This window comes from Mucilaginibacter paludis DSM 18603, assembly GCF_000166195.2.
Lineage (GTDB): Bacteria > Bacteroidota > Bacteroidia > Sphingobacteriales > Sphingobacteriaceae > Mucilaginibacter > Mucilaginibacter paludis.
Genome location: NZ_CM001403.1, coordinates 2,041,325 through 2,060,850, shown reverse-complemented (window position 1 = coordinate 2,060,850; position 19,526 = coordinate 2,041,325). Strand labels below are relative to the sequence as shown.

General features: G+C 43.7%; 18 protein-coding genes. 7 read left to right on the top strand and 11 right to left on the bottom strand.

Annotation, left to right across the window (positions count from 1 at the left end; all coding sequences use genetic code 11):
* The first annotated feature begins 7 nt into the window (after window positions 1-7).
* The 3 genes from MUCPA_RS08665 to MUCPA_RS08655 all read left to right on the top strand — a co-directional run bounded on the left by MUCPA_RS08665 (window position 8) and on the right by MUCPA_RS08655 (window position 6,166).
* Window positions 8-1,690, top strand: a complete 1,683-nt coding sequence (locus MUCPA_RS08665) for a RagB/SusD family nutrient uptake outer membrane protein (protein WP_008505791.1) — start codon at window positions 8-10, stop codon at window positions 1,688-1,690.
* Window positions 1,691-1,864: 174 nt separating this feature from the next.
* On the top strand, window positions 1,865-4,327 hold the full coding sequence (locus tag MUCPA_RS08660; RefSeq protein WP_008505790.1) for a glycoside hydrolase family 2 TIM barrel-domain containing protein: 2,463 nt from the start codon (window positions 1,865-1,867) through the stop codon (window positions 4,325-4,327).
* A 12-nt stretch (window positions 4,328-4,339) separates the two neighbouring features.
* Window positions 4,340-6,166 (top strand): glycoside hydrolase family 35 protein, encoded by a 1,827-nt coding sequence (locus MUCPA_RS08655; RefSeq protein WP_008505789.1) that lies wholly within the window; start codon window positions 4,340-4,342, stop codon window positions 6,164-6,166.
* A 221-nt stretch (window positions 6,167-6,387) separates the two neighbouring features.
* On the opposite strand, the gene MUCPA_RS08650 is transcribed toward MUCPA_RS08655, so the two are convergent.
* On the bottom strand, window positions 6,388-7,134 hold the full coding sequence (locus MUCPA_RS08650) for a M17 family peptidase N-terminal domain-containing protein (protein ID WP_008505787.1): 747 nt from the start codon (window positions 7,132-7,134) through the stop codon (window positions 6,388-6,390).
* Between the two features lie 267 nt (window positions 7,135-7,401).
* On the opposite strand from MUCPA_RS08650, the gene MUCPA_RS08645 reads away from it, so the two are divergent.
* Complete coding sequence (locus MUCPA_RS08645) at window positions 7,402-8,223, top strand: alpha/beta fold hydrolase (RefSeq protein WP_008505786.1); 822 nt, start codon at window positions 7,402-7,404, stop codon at window positions 8,221-8,223.
* A 382-nt stretch (window positions 8,224-8,605) separates the two neighbouring features.
* On the opposite strand, the gene MUCPA_RS37640 is transcribed toward MUCPA_RS08645, so the two are convergent.
* The 10 genes from MUCPA_RS37640 to MUCPA_RS38190 form a co-directional block, all read right to left on the bottom strand.
* Window positions 8,606-9,979, bottom strand: a complete 1,374-nt coding sequence (locus MUCPA_RS37640) for a DUF4236 domain-containing protein (protein WP_008505785.1) — start codon at window positions 9,977-9,979, stop codon at window positions 8,606-8,608.
* Window position 9,980: 1 nt separating this feature from the next.
* Window positions 9,981-10,259, bottom strand: coding sequence for a hypothetical protein (locus tag MUCPA_RS08635; protein WP_008505784.1), 279 nt, complete (start codon window positions 10,257-10,259; stop codon window positions 9,981-9,983).
* 263 nt (window positions 10,260-10,522) lie between these two features.
* Window positions 10,523-10,810, bottom strand: a complete 288-nt coding sequence (locus MUCPA_RS08630) for a DUF3892 domain-containing protein (protein ID WP_008505782.1) — start codon at window positions 10,808-10,810, stop codon at window positions 10,523-10,525.
* 42 nt (window positions 10,811-10,852) lie between these two features.
* Entirely contained in the window at window positions 10,853-11,059 is a 207-nt protein-coding gene (locus tag MUCPA_RS08625) for a hypothetical protein (protein ID WP_008505781.1), read from the bottom strand.
* 87 nt (window positions 11,060-11,146) lie between these two features.
* Window positions 11,147-12,145 carry a DUF4407 domain-containing protein gene (locus MUCPA_RS08620; protein WP_008505780.1) on the bottom strand — a complete coding sequence of 333 codons (999 nt, stop codon included), beginning with the start codon at window positions 12,143-12,145 and terminating at the stop codon, window positions 11,147-11,149.
* A gap of 1 nt (window position 12,146) precedes the next feature.
* Window positions 12,147-12,704 carry a hypothetical protein gene (locus tag MUCPA_RS08615; RefSeq protein ID WP_008505779.1) on the bottom strand — a complete coding sequence of 186 codons (558 nt, stop codon included), beginning with the start codon at window positions 12,702-12,704 and terminating at the stop codon, window positions 12,147-12,149.
* Between the two features lie 2 nt (window positions 12,705-12,706).
* A complete protein-coding gene (locus tag MUCPA_RS36900) occupies window positions 12,707-13,108 on the bottom strand; it encodes an HNH endonuclease (protein WP_217220434.1) in 402 nt (133 codons plus the stop codon).
* 81 nt (window positions 13,109-13,189) lie between these two features.
* On the bottom strand, window positions 13,190-13,855 hold the full coding sequence (locus tag MUCPA_RS08610; RefSeq protein ID WP_008505777.1) for a response regulator transcription factor: 666 nt from the start codon (window positions 13,853-13,855) through the stop codon (window positions 13,190-13,192).
* 10 nt (window positions 13,856-13,865) lie between these two features.
* Window positions 13,866-15,527 carry a tetratricopeptide repeat-containing sensor histidine kinase gene (locus MUCPA_RS08605; RefSeq protein ID WP_008505776.1) on the bottom strand — a complete coding sequence of 554 codons (1,662 nt, stop codon included), beginning with the start codon at window positions 15,525-15,527 and terminating at the stop codon, window positions 13,866-13,868.
* A gap of 85 nt (window positions 15,528-15,612) precedes the next feature.
* Window positions 15,613-15,783, bottom strand: coding sequence for a hypothetical protein (locus MUCPA_RS38190; protein WP_008505775.1), 171 nt, complete (start codon window positions 15,781-15,783; stop codon window positions 15,613-15,615).
* 341 nt (window positions 15,784-16,124) lie between these two features.
* Between MUCPA_RS38190 and MUCPA_RS08600 the strand changes: the two genes are divergently transcribed.
* The 3 genes from MUCPA_RS08600 to MUCPA_RS08590 all read left to right on the top strand — a co-directional run bounded on the left by MUCPA_RS08600 (window position 16,125) and on the right by MUCPA_RS08590 (window position 19,008).
* A complete protein-coding gene (locus tag MUCPA_RS08600; RefSeq protein WP_008505774.1) occupies window positions 16,125-17,063 on the top strand; it encodes a hypothetical protein in 939 nt (312 codons plus the stop codon).
* A 516-nt stretch (window positions 17,064-17,579) separates the two neighbouring features.
* Complete coding sequence (locus MUCPA_RS08595; RefSeq protein WP_008505773.1) at window positions 17,580-18,176, top strand: Crp/Fnr family transcriptional regulator; 597 nt, start codon at window positions 17,580-17,582, stop codon at window positions 18,174-18,176.
* A gap of 58 nt (window positions 18,177-18,234) precedes the next feature.
* Window positions 18,235-19,008 (top strand): sterol desaturase family protein, encoded by a 774-nt coding sequence (locus MUCPA_RS08590; protein ID WP_008505772.1) that lies wholly within the window; start codon window positions 18,235-18,237, stop codon window positions 19,006-19,008.
* Window positions 19,009-19,526 lie beyond the last annotated feature (518 nt).

The following is a 19,526-nucleotide window of genomic DNA, read 5'->3' as shown; positions in this document are numbered from 1 at the left end:
AAAAACTATGAAATCTATAAAATATACCATAGGTGGCCTGGCGCTGATAGGCACATTATTGTCGGCCTGTAAGAAAGATTTTCTTACAGTAACCTCTACAAGTGTGCTCACTAACCAATCTATATTATCAGATACTACCTTGTTTGAAGACTATGTGATTAACCGTTACCTGGGCGTAACCTTGCAGAGCAAAGAGGGCGACAGTTCGCCTCCTGGTTTTGGCCGGGGATTTGAATATGCCTTGTGGAGCTCCGTTTCTGATGAATCTATGTATACCAACAACGATGGTACATGGGTACAGCAGCAAGGACAGTTAGCGGCAGATAATACCGGCATTGCCGGCACTTTCTGGGCGCGCAGCTACCGAAGTATCCGTGAGTGCAACTATGCATTAAATACCATCGACAGTACCGGCTTGAGCAAGTCTCACAAAAATAAATTGATCGGCGAACTTGAGTTTATCCGGGCATTTCGTTATCATGATCTGATCAGAAACTATGGCAAAGTAGTATTGATAGGTAACAGAGTAACCCAGTTGACTGATAATTTGCAGGACCCGACCTTGTTTGCACGGGCCAGCCTTGCCGAATCAATTAACTATGCTGTAGCGCAGCTCGATGATGCGGCTCAAAAACTACCTTTAAACAACGATGGCAGTTGGGCCCTGGGCAGGGCAACTAAAGGTGCCGCGCTGGCGCTTAAAGCACGTTTGTTATTGTATGCCGCCAGCCCTTTGTATAACGTAGGCACCTGGACAGCCGCCGCCGCTGCTGCTAAAGCGGTGATGGATTTAAATAAATACTCGTTATACCAGGGAGGGTACACCCAGTTGTTTTTAACGCCCAGTAACAACGAGATTATTTTTGAAAGGCTTTACTACCCTAATACCGCGCCGCATACCCGCCTTGAATTGGCTAACGGCCCTAACGGATATAATGGTTGGGGAGGTAATACGCCATTGCAAAACCTGGTTGACGATTATGAAATGAATAACGGAAAAGCGATTACCGATGCGGCATCCGGTTACGATGCGCAAAACCCTTATGTTAACCGCGATCCGCGCTTTTATGCCTCCATTTTATATAACGGCGCACCATATCGCAGCAGGTCGGTAGAAACCTTTCTGCCGGGCGGTCAGGATAGTAACCAGGGCCCATCTAACTGGAATACAAGTTTAACCGGTTATTATTTACGTAAGTTTTTAAACGATGCCTATCCAATCGACAATCCATGGAGCGTTGCGGGTGCACAACCCTGGATCTACTTTAGATATGCTGAGATATTGTTAGATTATGCCGAAGCTCAAAACGAAGCTGTAGGGCCGGATGCAACGGTATACCAGGCCATCAACAGCGTCAGGGCCAGGGCATCAGTTGCTATGCCGGCACTTTCGGGCCTGTCGAAAGATGACATGCGTTTAGCCATCCGTCATGAAAGACGTATTGAGCTGGCCTTTGAAGAACACCGGTATTATGATGTACGCCGTTGGCAAATTGCCGCCCAAACCGAAAACGTACCGGCTTATGGTATCTCGGTTACGGTAAACAAAGCCAATCCTTCTGGTTATACCTATGCACAAAAAGTGGCATTAACAGGCCGTGCATTTAAAACGCAGCATTATTGGTTGCCTATACCATTAACAGAAATACAAGCATCAAATTATCAATTGAAGCAAAACGACGGATATTAAAATCCTGAAGCCCCCTCTAAATCTCCCCCGGTAGGGGGAGACTTTTTTCTTTTTTCTTTTTTCTTTTAAGCCCTCCCTACCGGGGAGGGTTTGGGTGGGGCTTAAGCCCGATAACCGTAACCAATAGTGCAGCAAATAATTTAGCCATACGATCTCAAAAAGTACCGCCTACTGATGATGATAGAAAAACATATCGCGAAACTGCTGTTAGCAACTTTATTGCTCTTGACTGCACCTTACCTTGCCCAAGGGCAAAAGCAAGAAAACGCAGCGCATGTGCCGGGTAAACCCCAACTGTTTAATAACGGGTGGGGTTTTTATAAGGGAGATTTACTGGAGCAATACCGGGATAAGCCTTCTGCCATTCAATGGCAGCCCGTAGAATTGCCACACGATTGGAGTATTGAAGGCCCTTTTAGTGAAGAATGGGCAAGTGCCACCGGATTTTTACCCGGAGGTATCGGCTGGTACCGCAAAACTTTTGCCGCCAATACCGACTGGCACGGAAAGCAGGTTTACATTTACTTTGATGGCGTTTACAAAAATAGCGAGGTTTGGATAAACGGCCATTTTTTAGGGAAACGCCCCAACGGTTTTATTCCTTTTGAGTATGATATGTCGCCTTATCTCAATTACAAGGGCAACAACACGATTACCGTTAAAGTTGATCACCACGATTTTGCCGACTCCAGGTGGTACACCGGTTCGGGAATTTATCGAAACGTATACCTCATTGTTAAAAACCGCGTGCAGGTAGGCTTATGGGATGTGGCATTTACAACACCCCAGGTTACCGTACAAAAGGCTTTGGTGAATGTTGATGTCAATGTCTCAAACTATACCCCATCGGCAGCTCCGGTTAACGTTAAAATCAATCTGCTTGATCATCTTGGAAAAATAGTCCTTACCGTTCAGCAAAACATTGTGGTTAAACCTGGCGCGCAAATGGCCAAGTTTAACGGCCAGGTTATAGAGCCCCGGTTATGGAGCCATGATGATCCGGCTTTATACCGGCTACAGGTTTTAATAAGCCAGAAGGGCAAACTTGTGGACGAGGTAAGCCAGCCCGTAGGCATACGCAGCATGCATTTTGATAAGGATAACGGCTTTTTTTTAAATGGAAAGAGCCTGAAGCTAAAAGGGGTTTGCATCCACGATGATGCAGGCGCTTTAGGTGTGGCGGTGCCGGAGCAGGTTTGGATCCGCAGGTTAAATATATTAAAGCAGGCCGGCGTAAACTCCTTGCGGATGAGCCATAACCCCCATGCAGATTACTTATACGATCTGTGCGATAAAATGGGCTTCTTAATAATGGATGAAGCTTTTGATGAATGGGAGCTCGGTAAAAATAAATGGGTAAAAGGCTGGAATGCGGGCACCCCCTCTAAAGCCGGTTACCATGAATATTTTAAGGAATGGGCAAACCGCGATCTTGGCGACCAGGTGCGACGCGATCGTAACCATCCATCCATCATCATGTGGAGCATCGGCAATGAAATTGATTATCCTAATGATCCTTATACCAACGAAGTACTCAACACGGGTAAAAACCCGCAAATATATGGCAAAGGTTACCTGGCAGATCATCCAGCGGCGAGCCAGATTACACCTATAGCCAAACAATTGGTAAGCGTTGTAAAGCAATTCGACCAGTCGAGGCCGGTAACGGCAGCCCTGGCCGGTGTAGTGATGTCTAACGAGGTAGGTTTTCCTGAAGTTTTAGATGTTGTGGGCTATAACTACCAGGAATATCGTTACACCCAGGACCATGCCAAATATCCGGATCGCATTATTTACGGAAGCGAAAATGGCATGGGCAGGTCGGCCTGGAACGCGGTAGACAGCAATCAGTACATTTCGGCCCAATACCTCTGGACGGGTATTGATTATTTAGGCGAGGCAGGTAGTTGGCCGCAACGAAGCAATGGCGCGGGCTTGATTGACCTGGCTGGGTTCAAAAAAACAGAATACTACTACCGCCAAAGTTTATGGTCTGATAAACCGATGGTTTACCTGGCCGTAAAAAAAGCGCAACAGGCCGAAGAAAACGGCACCTGGAGCCACCGGGGCGCAGAGCCTACCTGGAACTGGCCCGACAAAGCAAGTGTAAGGGTGGAGTGCTTCACCAATTGCCAGGAAACGGAGCTGTTTTTGAACGGTAAATCGTTGGGTAAAAAGACACGCGCTGGCGGGGATGGCCAAATCCCATCATGGATAGTCAGCTTTATCGCCGGTAGGCTCGAAGTCAAAGGATTTAACGAAGGCAAAGAGGTTTGTCATCATAGCATCAATACCTCTGGTGAAGCTGCGGCAATCAGTTGCACTGCCGACCAGCAGGTTTTTAGTAGGCATGATGATGGCCTTAGCCAGATCGAAATCCAGGTAACAGACCAGGATGGTAATCCGGTTTATAGCGCGGCTAACCAAATTAAAGTAACAGTTACAGGGCCCGGCAAACTGATAGGCCTTGAAAGCGGGAGCCATACCAGCCACGAAGATTATCAGGGCGATATGCGCCAAACGTTACATGGCCGCTTACTATGCTATGTTAAAACAATAGGTAAGCCTGGTATGATAAGTATTACGCTCAACTCTGCTGGTTTGCAAACAAAAACTATCCAATTACAAGTGAAATAATATAATATGACTATGAAGTTTAATTTATCTGCAATTGCTTTACTGATGCTTTTATTTGTGTTTCCGGCCGTGGGGCAGGTTAACCATACTTTTGCACTGGGCGACGAGGCATTTTTACTGGACGGAAAGCCTTTCCAGATGATAAGCGGCGAAATGCATTACCCGCGCGTACCCCGCGAAAGCTGGCGCGCCCGTATGAAAATGGCTAAGGCTATGGGCTTAAATACAATAGGCACCTATGTGTTCTGGAACTTGCACGAACCACAAAAAGGAAAGTTTGATTTTACCGGCAATAATGATGTTGCCGAGTTTGTGCGGATAGCCAAGCAAGAAGGATTATGGGTAATATTACGCCCGAGCCCTTATGTATGCGCCGAGTGGGAATTTGGCGGATACCCTTATTGGCTGCAAAACGAAAAAGGCCTGGTTGTACGCAGCAAAGAAGCGCAGTACTTGAAAGAATACGAAAGTTATATTAAAGAGGTGGGCAAACAGTTAGCCCCCTTGCAAATTAATCACGGTGGCAATATCCTGATGGTTCAGATCGAGAACGAATATGGCTCGTATGGCAGTGATAAGGATTACCTGGCCATTAACCAAAAGTTGTTTAAAGAGGCCGGTTTCGATGGGCTGCTTTACACCTGCGACCCTGCGGCCGACCTGGTTAACGGGCACTTGCCAGGTTTGCTGCCTGCCGTAAACGGGATTGACAATCCCGACAAGGTAAAACAAATCATTAGCCAAAACCACAATGGCAAAGGTCCTTACTATATAGCCGAATGGTACCCGGCCTGGTTTGACTGGTGGGGAACTAAACACCATACCGTACCCGCCGCGGAATACACCGGCCGTTTAGATTCGGTACTGGCTGCCGGTATATCCATCAATATGTATATGTTTCATGGCGGTACTACCCGCGGGTTTATGAACGGGGCTAATTATAAGGATACCTCACCTTACGAGCCCCAGGTAAGCAGCTACGATTATGATGCCCCTTTAGACGAGGCCGGCAATGCTACACCCAAATTTATGGCTTTCCGTAGCGTGATTGAAAAGCATTTACCTGCCGGGGTAACTTTGCCACCTGTACCGGCTGCCAAACCGGCTATCAGTGTTGCCGCTATTAAACTGACCCGGTCGGCTGGTATTTTAGACATTTTGCCCCAGGCAAAGGTGAGCAAAACGCCACTAACATTTGAAGATTTACACCAGGACTATGGTTTTGTATTGTACCGCACCACGCTGAAAGGCGGCAAAAGTGGTTTGCTCAAAATAAAGGAATTGAGAGACTATGCTGTTGTAATGCTTAACGGCAAAACCGTAGGTACTTTAGACAGGCGCTTAAACCAGGACAGCCTGCAAATTAAGCTTCCCGTCGGCGCTGTTGTTCTGGATATTTTGGTAGAAAACCTGGGCCGCATAAACTTTGGTAAATACCTGTTGCAAAATAAAAAGGGCATTACCGAAAAGGTATTGTTTAACACGCAGCAAGTAAACAACTGGCAAATGTATAGCCTGCCCTTTAACCATGCCGAAGCCATTAATTTAAAAAGCGGCAGCAGCACCATGGGGACAGCCCCGGTTATAAAAAGCGGCTATTTCAATTTACAAAAAACCGGCGATACCTATTTAGATATGCGTAAATGGGGTAAAGGCTTAGTTTGGGTAAACGGCCACAATTTAGGCCGTTACTGGCAAGTTGGTCCGCAGCAAACATTATATGTACCGGCAGAATGGCTTAAAAAAGGACAGAATGAAGTGCGGGTGTTGGAGTTGTTAAAGCCAGAGCAAAATACGTTGTCGGCTCTTGATAAGCCAATTCTTGATGTGATGCAATAATTAAAATAGTGAACCAAAAGGGGTAATTATTAAATGTGCAGATCACTTTTGGTATGCCCTCCGGTTAACAGGCATAGGGAGGTGTTTTTGAAAATCTGGCTGTGAGAATAAATCAAAAGCGCCTCCCTATAACTATAAACAATGTTTGGAAATTGGTAGCAATGCTGCGTATATCCGCTTACCATTATTGTTAAAGTTTGTTATAAATTCACTTCGATTTATTAGTCGATTGCTTTTTTCAATGCATCCCCGGTAATTTGGTAAAAGGGCTGGCCTGCCAATAAGGTTATTTTTTTGATGGGCTTAAAATTCGACATCTGCTTGCTTTTAAGATATACCTGGGTACGATAGGCATCTATAGCCCCTTTAAGTACATTTGTCGCAACCAATCCGGTTGGCGAATCAACGCCTCCATCTTTCAGATCACTGGCGTGGGCATAGCTATCCACACCTAAGCGCAGAGCCTCGCGCATCCCTATGGCACCCACGGTTTTCATCATTTCAGCATCAAATTTCCGCCTGTCGCCAAGTCCTACCAGCAAAAGTTTTTGCGGTGCAATGGTCCCGTTAGGCACGTCTATGAGTAAGGTTTCAAAAGCCTGGCCAGTGAATTTGCCACTTTTTCTTAACCCTGTTATTATTCCATTTAAGCCTTTATCCAGGTGAACCATGCCGTTTGCTTCTTGTGGCAACGCCGGTGGGGCAAAAATATCATTGTCGTTATATTCAAAAACACAGGCTATTTGTAATGGTGTGTTCTCTGCTGATGGGCTCTGTACGGCTACTTCGATATTAATGCCGTCAATATTCCCAAGGATGGCTTGCGTACCCACCGCCGGTAAAGGTGCCTTAGTTTGTGCCGGCAATATAAATGGAGCGGTGGATAAGCCCAATGTCATAACTACGCCGTATAGGTATAACCTTGTTTTTTTTAGAACTGTCGCACGGTAGTTTGTGATTGTTTTCATGTTGTTTGATTGATGTGTGTGTTAACTACGGCAAAGTTAATTTGACGAAGCCCTAAGAAACATAATGTAGATCAAGAAAAGTCAGTCAGGTTTCAAACAGTCATAAAGCAAATTCGTTTATTAATATGAAGGGTTATCTGAGAAGAATTTTTATTTGGTAATGATTTCTTAATCTATATCAAGTTTATCGATCCCAAAAAGCCTCAAATTTGTATCAACAACGCAAAAACATACAAATTATTCATTTTTTACATTAAAAATTCGATCATGAGCACAATCACAGTAAAAGACGGAACAGAAATTTATTACAAAGACTGGGGAACAGGACAACCACTTTTTTTTCATCATGGCTGGCCATTATCAAGCGATGATTGGGATGGGCAAATGATGTTCTTCCTTGAAAAAGGATACCGGGTTATCGCACACGATCGTCGGGGTCATGGAAGATCCACCCAAGCTTCAGGCGGACACGATATGGATACCTATGCAGCCGACGTGGCAGCAGTTGCAGAGGCTCTTGATCTGAAAGATGCCATCCATATAGGTCACTCTACTGGAGGGGGTGAGGCCATTCATTATGCTGCTAATCTTGGAAAAGGCTGGGTAGCTAAAGTTGTGTTGATCAGTGCTGTTACGCCATTGATGGTTCAAACCGAAAATAATCCTGATGGTGTGCCTATGTCGGTATTTGATGAGATACGCCAGGGTACCGCATTTAACAGGGCCCAGTATTTTGAAGATTTTACAATCCCGTTTTATGGTTATAACCGCGAAGGTGCCAAAGTATCGCAGGGTGTGAGAAATAACTGGTGGAGACAGGGAATGATGGGTGGTGTAAAAGCCCATCACGACGGTATCAAAGCTTTCTCGGAAACAGATTTTACCGAAGACCTTAAAAGTGTAGATATCCCTGTACTTGTTCTGCACGGCGAAGATGACCAGATCGTTCCGTTTCCTATTTCGGGCGCAAAAGCGATTAACTTATTAAAAAATGGAAAACTGATTTCTTATCCAGGTTTCCCTCATGGCATGCCAACCACAGAAGCTGCCACCATCAATAAGGACCTTTTGGAGTTTATCCAATCTTAAAAATCCGTCTTCATAAAAGAGCTGTCGGCCTGGGCTGGCAGCTTTTTATGTGTTGCGTTGTGGCGCTACCTGCGTGTTCCGCAGTTCCGATAGGCCCCGATTACCTTGCTGAGCTTTTTCGCCCGCGGTGTTATAGGTATAGCTGATCAAAGCGCCGCCGGCCTGCCTTGGGAAAGCCCACTCTTGCAGTTGCTCATATCGCAAAAGGTATCGCCAGTAACTATTTCCGGGCTTTTTTTTGATAGATTAATATTACACCCAGTATAAATACTGCCGCAAGTATGATATAGATCGAACTGTCAATTGAAGGCATGGTTTAGGTTAGTATTCGTGACGATCTAAGATACATATTTGCAGTCAGTTGATTTCACTATAACATGCGTTAACTTATGGCCATTTTTGATTGCAGCTGGCCAATCTGTAACAGAAAGTTGGCAAATGCATCCATTGCGCCTTGTTTGGATGTGGTTAGTACTTCGTATATACCTGTATCAGATGTTAATGTGTATTGCGAATACGCGCAAATCGGTATCTGGCGATTATTGTTGAATCGCCTGTCAGGGCCACCGCTTTTATTGACATAGCGCCAGGTGTGACCTATGATTTTCGCGTCACGGGGCACCAATTCATCTTCTATAAACTGGCTGGTATATCCATTGATGTTTAAGTTTTTATAGAAGACAGCAGCAAAAGTATCTCCGCGTTTAATAAGTAATCTTTCAGGTAAAAAATAGAATTCGATATTGCTCAATCTAAGGTGCGGTATGGCAATGTTGGTAATGAAATGCGGGAGTGGTGCCTGGTTAACAGAAATCCCGTGAATAGGAGTTCTTTTGATCAGGTTGCCTGCGCCGCCATTGCGCTTGTAATCCAGCGTGCGCTGCGCGTTGAGGTACTGCCATATTCGGGCCGAACTTGAAAATGTGGCGAAATGATTGCCGAATTGCTGGTATACTTGTTTGAATTGTTCATCCATGTCGTATTGCAGCTCCATCTCAAAACGGGTTTTGTCGAGTCTTTGCAATCTGATGATCAGGAAGACAAATCCGATAATGCCGATAACCAGAATATAGCCTGCATAAGGGTTAGCAAGATAGGTTTCTTCTGATGTAGCCTCATTATGATGCACATGCGCAATCTCCGCGAATTGCCGGTGGATATACCCCTCCGCACTGGCAATATTCACTTTAAGCCATTTACGATTGGTTGAATCGGCCAGTTGGAAAGTTTGCCCGTAAGTTGCTGATGTAAGAATAGCAGATCTGGCATCAGCGTTTTTGCGGATATTTACCCCCACGCCCGAGGTAACCCTAACCAGTGTGCTGTCTGTTGCCGGATTGATTACCCTCGTTTTGGTGCTGAAGGAGGTAAACAAAAGGATGACCAGAAAAACAATAAATGGAAAGATACCGAACCATTTGGTGTAGGATATCTGCCCGGCCTTTTGCGTTAGTTCTGCGATGAAATCTTTTGAGTCCGTATCCGTCAGTTGCCCGATATCTGCAGACGCAATATGATGCACCGCCTCCAAAGTGGGCGACGAAACTTGCTGTGGTACAGATTGATGTGATGGTAATGTGCCGTTAGCTATCTTCCGCCTATAACTGATTCCATGTGAGCTTAAGTTTACATAGGTGCCCATGGGGCCCATATTTACGCGCGCTCCCTTAACACCCACAGAATAGCTGATGCCACTTTTGGAAAAATTGATCCGGAACGGACCGGCACCAAATGATTTGCGATATGACCAGCCCATATTATTGCCCGTTCCAGTTAAAACCAGTTGCCAGTTGTGCGCAAAATACCCGGTCAGGTTCGCCATTATGTTTATTAATCACGCCGATAACCTGGTCAAGGCATGTTTTTGTACTGGCTGCTCCATATTTGATCAGTGTTGTATTCGGTAACTCTTGTACTGCGGGCTTATTATCGTTTATACCCACTCCCGTTATGGTGTCTTTGTAATCCAAACGCTTAAGCTCTGTTTTGATTTCCGTATGATTCCTTTTGATATCGTATGTAATGATGACGTCCATTTTTTTAATTATTTGTTTTCCCAAGTGCACAGGATTTTTTTACTTCTTCTTGCATCTTTCAGAGTTATTTGCGTAAGCCGGTGTGAGCAGTCGCTCAACCCCCGGCAATCCGCCCTTAAATGATAATTGTTCGAGTGGTGACTATCGCATACAAAAACTATAGCAGTATCGTCTGTGCAGCCGGTACCGCATAGTACCAGTAAAGCAAGTAAAAGCAATTTCATATTTGGCTGTTACAATTTGCTTGTATAACGATTAGTTTATCACGGGCACTCCGGAAGACTCAACAGGTTATCAGGACTGTATCCATCCGCTATCGTTCTCAAATACTTACACCCCTGATAGGAGGCGACGATCACATCCGAGGATCGCCCATTCACTAATACATAAAATTCGTATTGCTTGTTTTCGATGTCTTTGATCGCTTGGTCTTCTGTTAACTTCCAGCGTGTGTTATCATGATTAATTCCGCCGATGTGTGAGATGCGTTCATGAGCGCTGTAGTGACTGCCTCTTTTGTTGATGCAGCTTACTTGACGTTTTGTTGCCATTTTTCTTGATTAAATTATTGACTGATTGAGATTGCTTTTTTCTTATCTGGTATGGCAGGTGGGAGAACAGGTGCTACAGCCATCTGCGGTTGGGTAAGTTTTTTTTGCTTCTTTTACCGCGTCTTTACAATCCGAAAAAGTACCCAGGTATTTTCTGTTCGATTCGCTGGGTAGATAAGGGCAAGTTGAGGTGTGTACTTCATGGTCGCCATTGCTTTGTGCATGCTTGTTTACATAATACGTTTTCATGTTATTAAATATTTAATGATTAATATGTTCAAAAGTACACCGCACTTGTTTAGCTATTTTACGGGTAGCCGTAAGCCTGGCATAATTTTAAGAACCAGGATGGTACATGGCCAATAAATGCAGTTTTCTTTTTTGCAGTTCCATGTGGTGTTGAATGGTTACGTCATAATCCGTTTCTGCATTGGCAATTTTGTTAACCAGGATAAAGACTTCCAGGCCGAGTAGTAAAAAGAACCATAATAACCAAATCACCAAGGCCGGGCCCGATTCGTTAAGTATCTTTTGCATCACCTGTAGTTCCTGAAGAAAACCTCTGTTGGTTTTAGCCTCCCGTTCAACATCACTGCGTAGCCTGATTAACCGTTCTTCAAGTAAAGCTTTTATAGCCCCCATATCCTTAATCTGCTGGTCAATAGAATTGACCATTGATGATTTTGGATTTGGAATGGAGTTAACAATATTCGCGGTCTTTAAGACCTGGTTGGTCCTGGTGATTGATCTTTTATTGGAATCTACTACAACGGTTGATATCGGGACCGGAACATCTTGCCTCGTCACTACTTTGATAAAAGGATTCCGTGTCAGTTCGGTGATCAGCGTTGTGCGTTCCCGTTCTTTTTTAGCCAATCCGGAATCAGCCTCATTGATCTGGCGTTTCAGTTCCGCTTGTTTGGAGGGCATCAGGGAATCCACTTGTGCATTCAGTTCGAAAAGTTCTTTGTGGGCGATATCCTCCCTGAAAATATATTGATCGATTATGATCGAGCCGATGATAGCCATAATAAAAGCGATGCTACCCCGTACCCAATATTTTGCTTTACCGCCTGGATCCGACAGGATGATCTGCCGCTCTACCTGTAAAATGATCAGGACGAAAAGTGCTCCGCCGAACAGGCTCATATGCCATTCGCCCTTTAGATATTTACCAACAAAGGTGTAACCTATAAACCCCCACAAGGTACAAATGATGATTAATGCAGCGGTATATCGCTTAACTGCACGGTGAGCTACCTCGCTACAGCCTTGCAGTATGCGGTATTTGTAGCCCGTTAAAAAACAGCCGAATTTAACCCAATGGTTTTCCATATCAGAATCTCCTTGTTAAAATCTGGTGGTGTGAAATGGCAGCCAGCCCGTTTTTAAATCCTCTGGCATAACTCAGTAAGATACCCTGGCAGTCGCCTGCTTCCTTAGCAGTTTTATCCTCAATCTCTCTTACTTTATCAATATGGCCCAATGCGATAGTTTTCTTCATTTCAAGCTCCTCAACAATATCCACCATACCGCTACGCGAACGGCTGAGGATATGAAATTCGGTTTCCCTGATAAAGTCCTCGTAAAAGGTCTTCACTTTATTGATTGTGCGAACCAGTTCGTTCTTGAGCGAATCCAGGTTTTGCGCCAGGTGGCTCGTATCCGGGTTAAGTAAGGCATCGTCGTAGCCTTTCGCTTCATGATTTCTATCCAGAAATGCGTACAACAACATGATATTACTATCGGCGGCAGCAACAGCCGGTTTAATGGTGTTGTCTGGTTTAGCTTCAGAGAACACGCGTTCCTCGATCTCTGGTAAAGGTTGACTTGTTGTTTCGGCGGTCGTGGCAGGAGAAACTTGTTCTCGTTTAAGAAAATGAAATAAGCTCATGATTATAAGGTTAAGATTGGAATTTTGAATTTATTGTGGCCCCGTACATGGCAGTTTTTGCAGAGGGTAATCATCAGATGAGCCGGATAATCCCAAGGTGGTTTGTATTGATTATCGGCTTTGATGAAGTGATATTGCCGGTGATGAACCTGAAGGTCGGCCTGGGTATTGCAAATCACGCAGCGGTTGCCATCACGGATTAGTATTTCTGCCCGCTTTGATTTCCAGCGCGAATCGAACAGTAGTCCCCGATACGTACCATGTGTGGGTAATTGTTCAATCGTCCCGGGCCCAAGCTTATCCGGCGGTGGTTGTTGCGGATAACGCTCATTGGGGATTCGCCTGTCTTGCTGTACGGATGGATAACGATACCTTAATATTGAATTAGTGTCAGTTTTTGCCATAGTCATTTTGATGTTTTCAGACATTCAAAAGTATCCCTATGGTGAGTATTATTTTTACGGGAAACCGTAAACCTAAGGCAGTCAGGCCAGCCCTGTTTCCCGGCAATAAACTATAAGCTGTTCATTATTCGAAAAACCGTATGCCTCTCTCATTAAGGCAAGACGTTTTTCAATTGTACTTAGACTGGAAGGCTTGATTGCGTTTTCGGTAAAATAGGCTGAGATTTGCTTTTGACTCTTGCCCTCCGAAATTAAGCGAACAATAGTCAGGTCGATTTCAGAAAAATCGTGGGCATTGATTTGTTTGACCGCGTGCCGCAAACCTGCGGGAATGTGCCGCCGACCTTTGGCAATGTTTTCCACTGCCTGGCGGAGTTCCAAAGCGTCTTCGCGGCCTTTTCCCACATAACCGTTGATCTTCAGTTCGTCAAAAAGCCTTTCAATAACGATGGGCTTATTTTCTATCGAGAAAACCAGGATTTTGAGGTCGGGCTGTACTTGCCTGGCAGCTGCAATAAGCGCGGCACCGCCGGTTAATATTTGACTATGGCTCCCTGGGCCAAAGGAAAGGTCTGTGATCAGGAGTTCATAAGCTTGCCCGCTGGCTTGCTCATTGCGGATCCTCGTCAATGCCTCGTCGCAATAATACGCGTAGTCGCAATTTTGAATCCTCAGTTCTGCCAGTATCTGTTTTACTGAAATACTTGTGGTTTGATGGTCTTCGGCTATTAATACTTTTTCGAACATAATAAATTATTTAAAGGAGGGGTAAACACAAAGTGATCCTGATACCCTTATCCAGTTTGTTGTCGAATGTAAGCACACCGCCGATACCAATAATACGGTTTTCCGTATTATTCAATCCATTTCCAAAAACTGTATCTTCCGGGAATCCGATCCCGTTATCCGTATAAACAATCTCGAACTTTCCTGGAGACTGTTTGAAATTGATGGCTACGCTGGTAGCATGGCTATGTTTACTCATGTTGACCATCAATTCCTGTAGAACATATTCCAACTCCCGTTTAACAGGTTCGCTAATCTTCTTCCATAATTCGGCTTTATTGCCTACGATAGCCACTTTGATTGCCGGGCTGGCGAAACTGGTTAACAGTTCATTGATTTTTTCATTAAAATCATGCTTTATATTTTCAGGCGGTTCGTAAGAAATATCGCGGGATTGCAGGTAAAGTAGCTCAATTTCGTCCAGCAAAGGTTCAGGGTCGAGATTTTTTTGATTTTCGATATGCTTCATCAGCCGGTATAAGCCGTTGGCAACGCCATCATGAACTTTTTGAGAAAGCCGGAGTTCCCTCTCCCGGGCCTCTAAGGCCAAACGTTGTTTTCGCTTGCGATACCAAAAAAATGCAATCCCGGTAAGCAATAAAAAAACGGAGACTATAGTAACTAATAAGATATTTTTTTTGAAGATCTCATATTGCTTAACTGTATTTTCTTTTTGCAGCTTTAAATTATCTGCTTTCCTCTTTTCCGTATCATACCGGATCAAGGCAAACTGGTTTTTAGCAGCATTCCGGGCAGTTTGTAAGCTATCGCTCAATTTCTGGTAATTGGCAAAGTATATTTTGGTTTGCCTGGGCTCACTTAACCTGATTAGTTTCTGCAAGGCTTCCAGTTGGTCGTCAGGGCTATGGAGGGATATGGCTGTTTCGTACATGGCCTTTGCATAAAATAAGGCCGAATCCGGGCGGGATTGCATATAATAAACCGACAAATGATCGTAGCTGGCATTTTGCCCCCACCGATCTTTAATGTTTTTACGGATGGATAAAGCCCGATTTAAAAGTGGTGCGGCTACATAGCCGGGATGTGCACGCCATTTGGTGATCGCCATATTGGACAGGCTCCTGGCAAATTCCTTTTGACTTTTGCCGGCGTGAGGAAGGATAGCCTGGTAGATGGCCAAAGCCTGCAGATATTCTTTCTTTCTGCTAAAGGTTAAAGCCTTATTGTTGAGATAAATTCGTTTCGCGTCGTCGCTGGTCGAAAATTTAATAGCTTGACCATATAAAGGCAAAGCAGCGTCGTAGTTTTTAAGTTTCATATAGGTAAGCCCAAGCTCGTTGAAATCAGAAGAAAGGCAACGATAGTCTTTTTTATTTTGCTCATTGAGAAATTTCAGGGAGTGGATCAACATTTCCTGGGCACCGAAATAGTCTCCGGCTTCGTATTGAAGCACTGCCATATTGTTATAGGATCTTGCGATCTGTAAACTATCTTTTGTTCCGGCAACAACTTTGTTGAAATAATAATAAGCCGAATCGTTTTGATTATCTAAAAACGATATAGCTTTATCGTAGTTCTCGTTGCGTGGAATAGGAGAGGGCGGGAGTTGTTGCTGGCAGGCATACGTAGATACCATTAATATCAACAAGAGAAAGTACCACTTATTTATCATGATCTTAACTAAAGTATTAAAAGTAATGAAAATAAGGGGTAAAAAAATAAGGCAAGATTGCTCTTGCCTTATCGTCTAAAATAAATTAGCAGGGCCTTCCTGTCCTGCCGATATTTGCGGAAGGAGGAACGTGCCCCTCTTCGCCTCCGCTACCGTCCTGGGGAGCTATGGTTGTATTTGCCTTATTTGAAGGTTGGTGAGTACGTGCAGGCATTGCCAGGCCGAAAAAAACGGCCAAAAATATTTGGAAAAACATGATCTTAAAATTTAAATGTTGATTAAAAAGCAGCCGCCCGCCAACCGTATGGGAGCGGCACTGCAAGCTGTTGGTCAGAAGCGCTTCTGACCTGTTTTGGGAAGTACCCAGAGCATGATCGCGGAAACTTTTAACCGCTTCCCAAGCCAGTTATCGGCTCCGCTTTCATTGCTCTGAAAAGAATCCGCGCTGTACATCTCGCTGATTCCGAAACAAATGTAGATCGCCAAAAAAGGTTTGCAGCACGGAATTCCGGTATTTCCGATCCTTCCGGCCGGATTCCGGAAAACCGTAATTCGGAATTTGGAAATTCCTATAGCTTTACTTTTTAATTATTTAAAATGTCTGAGTTTCCAGTTTATAAGGAACAAGTCCTGGCGGACTATGATCGAAAAATAGCTTCGCAAGAGCTCTCGTCAAAGCTTATCCATATCACTCCGGGAAACTTAAAAAAGGAGAGTGTAAGGGTTTGTGAAGAGCGGTTTCTCCCCAAGGACAAACATTTTCTACGACCGATATTCGGTCAAAAAGATGATGCATCGGGCTACCGGAATGCAATCCAAAATGGTAATGCTAACCCATTCAGGCCCCTTGTTAATTTTCTGCGGGACAGATCTATCAATACGGATGAAAATAATATCGAACTTTTGGCCTGGCTGATCAATTTCGAACCGAGACCTTACATGACCTGGTTAAAAGATCCTAATCGTAATCATAAAAAAGAAGAGCATGAGGCGCCAGATCAAACCCCTGATGAAGATATTGTTGTTGAACCGGAAAAAAACAAAAAACAGCCGGATGAAGATCAAATAGCACCTCCGTTACCAGCTATGGAGGATGATTTGCCCAAACCATTTTTAAATGGCAAGAAGATTATTATCCTGGTGGCTTTCTGGATAGTATTAGGTGGCGGAATTTATTTGATCAAGTATGAGGGAGAGAAGCCACTCACAAAAAATACAGAAAAACTCAATCATATCGAGATCAAGAAAAATACATCTGGTTGTATGGTATGGAACAAAGATCATTATGAACAGGGCAGCTGCGATCAAACCAATGATGGTCGCTTAATAGTTAAGCTTGACCCCTATAGGCTCGCCCACCTCAAAAAGATCACTGATACCAGTAACATCAACTGGAATTCAATAGGTCATACCTGGTATTTCAGGGCACCCAAAGAGGTAGAATGTTTTACAGCAGCAGGACCGTATCCTCCGGATACCACCAGGCGGTTGCTTCCAATAACCGAGTATATTATCAGGAAATATTTTCATTGGTAAACAAGATGTTGTAAGGCTTAACCTGGTACATCATGATAATCATAATACTGCAGCGCAACAGATAATTAATAAGGCTCCGTTAAAACATACTCATGTTTTTGTATGAAAATGTATGCCATTATTACCGTAATGCTTGCAATAGTCACACTTGTTTGGGACCTCGTTATGTTTAATGTGAAAACAGAAAAAAATGCCGGAATACCAGCAATAAATTAAAAATGAAAAAAACATATTGTTAATGTTTTTTATTTGCTTTTTTGTAAATGCGTCGGCCTAAAAATGTGGTGCTATTTAAGTAATTGACTGGGTGCTACAAAAGAAGGGCATATTGGGATCTATAAATAAAAAGGCGGAAATATTGGGGCTTAACTATACGAAGATGGGATAGTATACTATGATAAGCGCGGCAAAACCTTTAGCTGTGCATTGGCCGTTACAGGGGACCTTTAACTGTTACAGCTTATATGGGCATTGTTTGCCGTTGGTACCGAAAAGTTAACAAGAATTAAATAAGCTATGCTGAACGAAGAAGATATTAATTTTTACTTGGGTGCTTTTAAAGAACTGGAGCTGACTGATATTGCAGAATTATCAGCATTGGGCCAAAGCAGGCAACTCAGGGCCGGAGAGGTTTATATCAAGGAGGGCTCGTTGCAAAGTAAGCTGTCGTATATTAAGCAGGGGCTGATCAGGGCTTATTACCCTAAAGAAAACGGTGATGAGGTAACAGTAATGCTCAGATGGGAAAGCCAGTTTATGGCGCCCGTAGATAGCGTTATTTATCAGAAACCTTCGCGGTTTATTTACCAGGCTCTTGAAGATACCGAGTTAATTGAATTTGATTACCAAAAGGCGCAGGATATTATTGATCATAACCTTAAACTATCATCAACCCGCAATTTGTTTATCCTGGATATGCTTGCCGAGGCTATGGCACGGATAGAAACCTTTTTATTATTATCACCCGAGGAACGGTACCTTAATCTGATCAAAGAAAAACCCGATATCTTTAATCGTGTTAATAACAAACATTTGGCAACTTTTTTGGGCATTACCCCAGTATCATTAAGCCGCATCCGTAAACGGATCTCGTCTCCGCGAAAGCGTAATTAACCTTTGTTAATTTATTCCGGCTTGCTTAGCCGTAGCTTTGTAACCATAATTAATAGGTATGGAACAGGCATTCAAAATATTTCTAAACCTTTTTGCCATTTCGGCGGTCCGTTATTTTGTAATTGCAGGTATCGCTTTTGTGGTATGCTATAAGCTGTTGGCTAAATACCTGGTTAAAAATAAAATACAAACTCGTGAGGCTCAGCAAACAGATTTTTTACGCGAGATATTGCATTCGGTACAAACCACGGCCGTATTAGCTGTAATAGCATATGTGGTGTTATATACCTCGTTTAAGCAGTACACACTTGTTTATACTAACCCGGCCGATTACCCAACCTGGTGGCTTTGGCTTAGCGTACCTGTTTGCCTGGTTATTCACGACACCTATTTTTACTGGATGCACCGGCTGCTGCACCACCCCAAACTTTTCAGGTATACCCATTTATTGCATCATAAGTCAACCAATCCAACGCCATTCGCCTCGTATTCGTTTCATTTCATCGAAGCCTGGACCGAGGGCGCAGTATTGCTGCTCATCGTATTCATCATACCGGTACACGTAATTGCTATCGCCCTTTTCACAGTTTTAGGCTTTATAATTAACGTATATGGGCATTTGGGATACGAAATTGTGCCCAGGCGGTTCCGCAGCTCGCCGTTATTCAGCTTTTTTAATACCTCCGTACATCACAACCTGCATCACAAAAAGTTTAACGGCAACTATGGCCTGTACTTTAGGGTATGGGATAGGTTGATGGGAACAGAACATCCCGATTACGTAAAAGAGTTTGATAAAATTCAGCAAAGCAGGTTTAGTAACGAAAAATAGCGTTAGAGCTAAACAGTATAGCCAATTTATCCATAGATAAAAAAGTACCCACAGCTATGTCGGGGTCAATGCAGCCCCTAAAGAAGGATTTCGGCGCTGCGGTATAAACGTATAATCATGTAAGTGTAAGGTCACCCTGGTACTGTAAGGTATTGTGAAAGTTGAATTGATGGAATAAAAATCAACCTTAACCTTCCAATTAATTTATAAAGCAAGCGGCAAAAATAAGTGTGTTGGCCGTGAGTTCTTTTTTTTGGCTAACCCCCTAACCCCAACCCTATATCGCCTATAAATAATATTAATTTGCTCAATATAAAATATATTATTTATTGTAAATTGTGCTTCACAACTGCCACACTCCATGCACCTTTTAAGAAGAAATCCAATTAAACCACCAATTGAACCTGCCAGGGTACCGCTATTATATCAAAAGATTGAAAAACGATACCGCGTGGTTACAGGTATTTACGCTAACGTTTCCCGGTTCTGGAGGGCTGCGTTACATTCTGTTCGTTTGT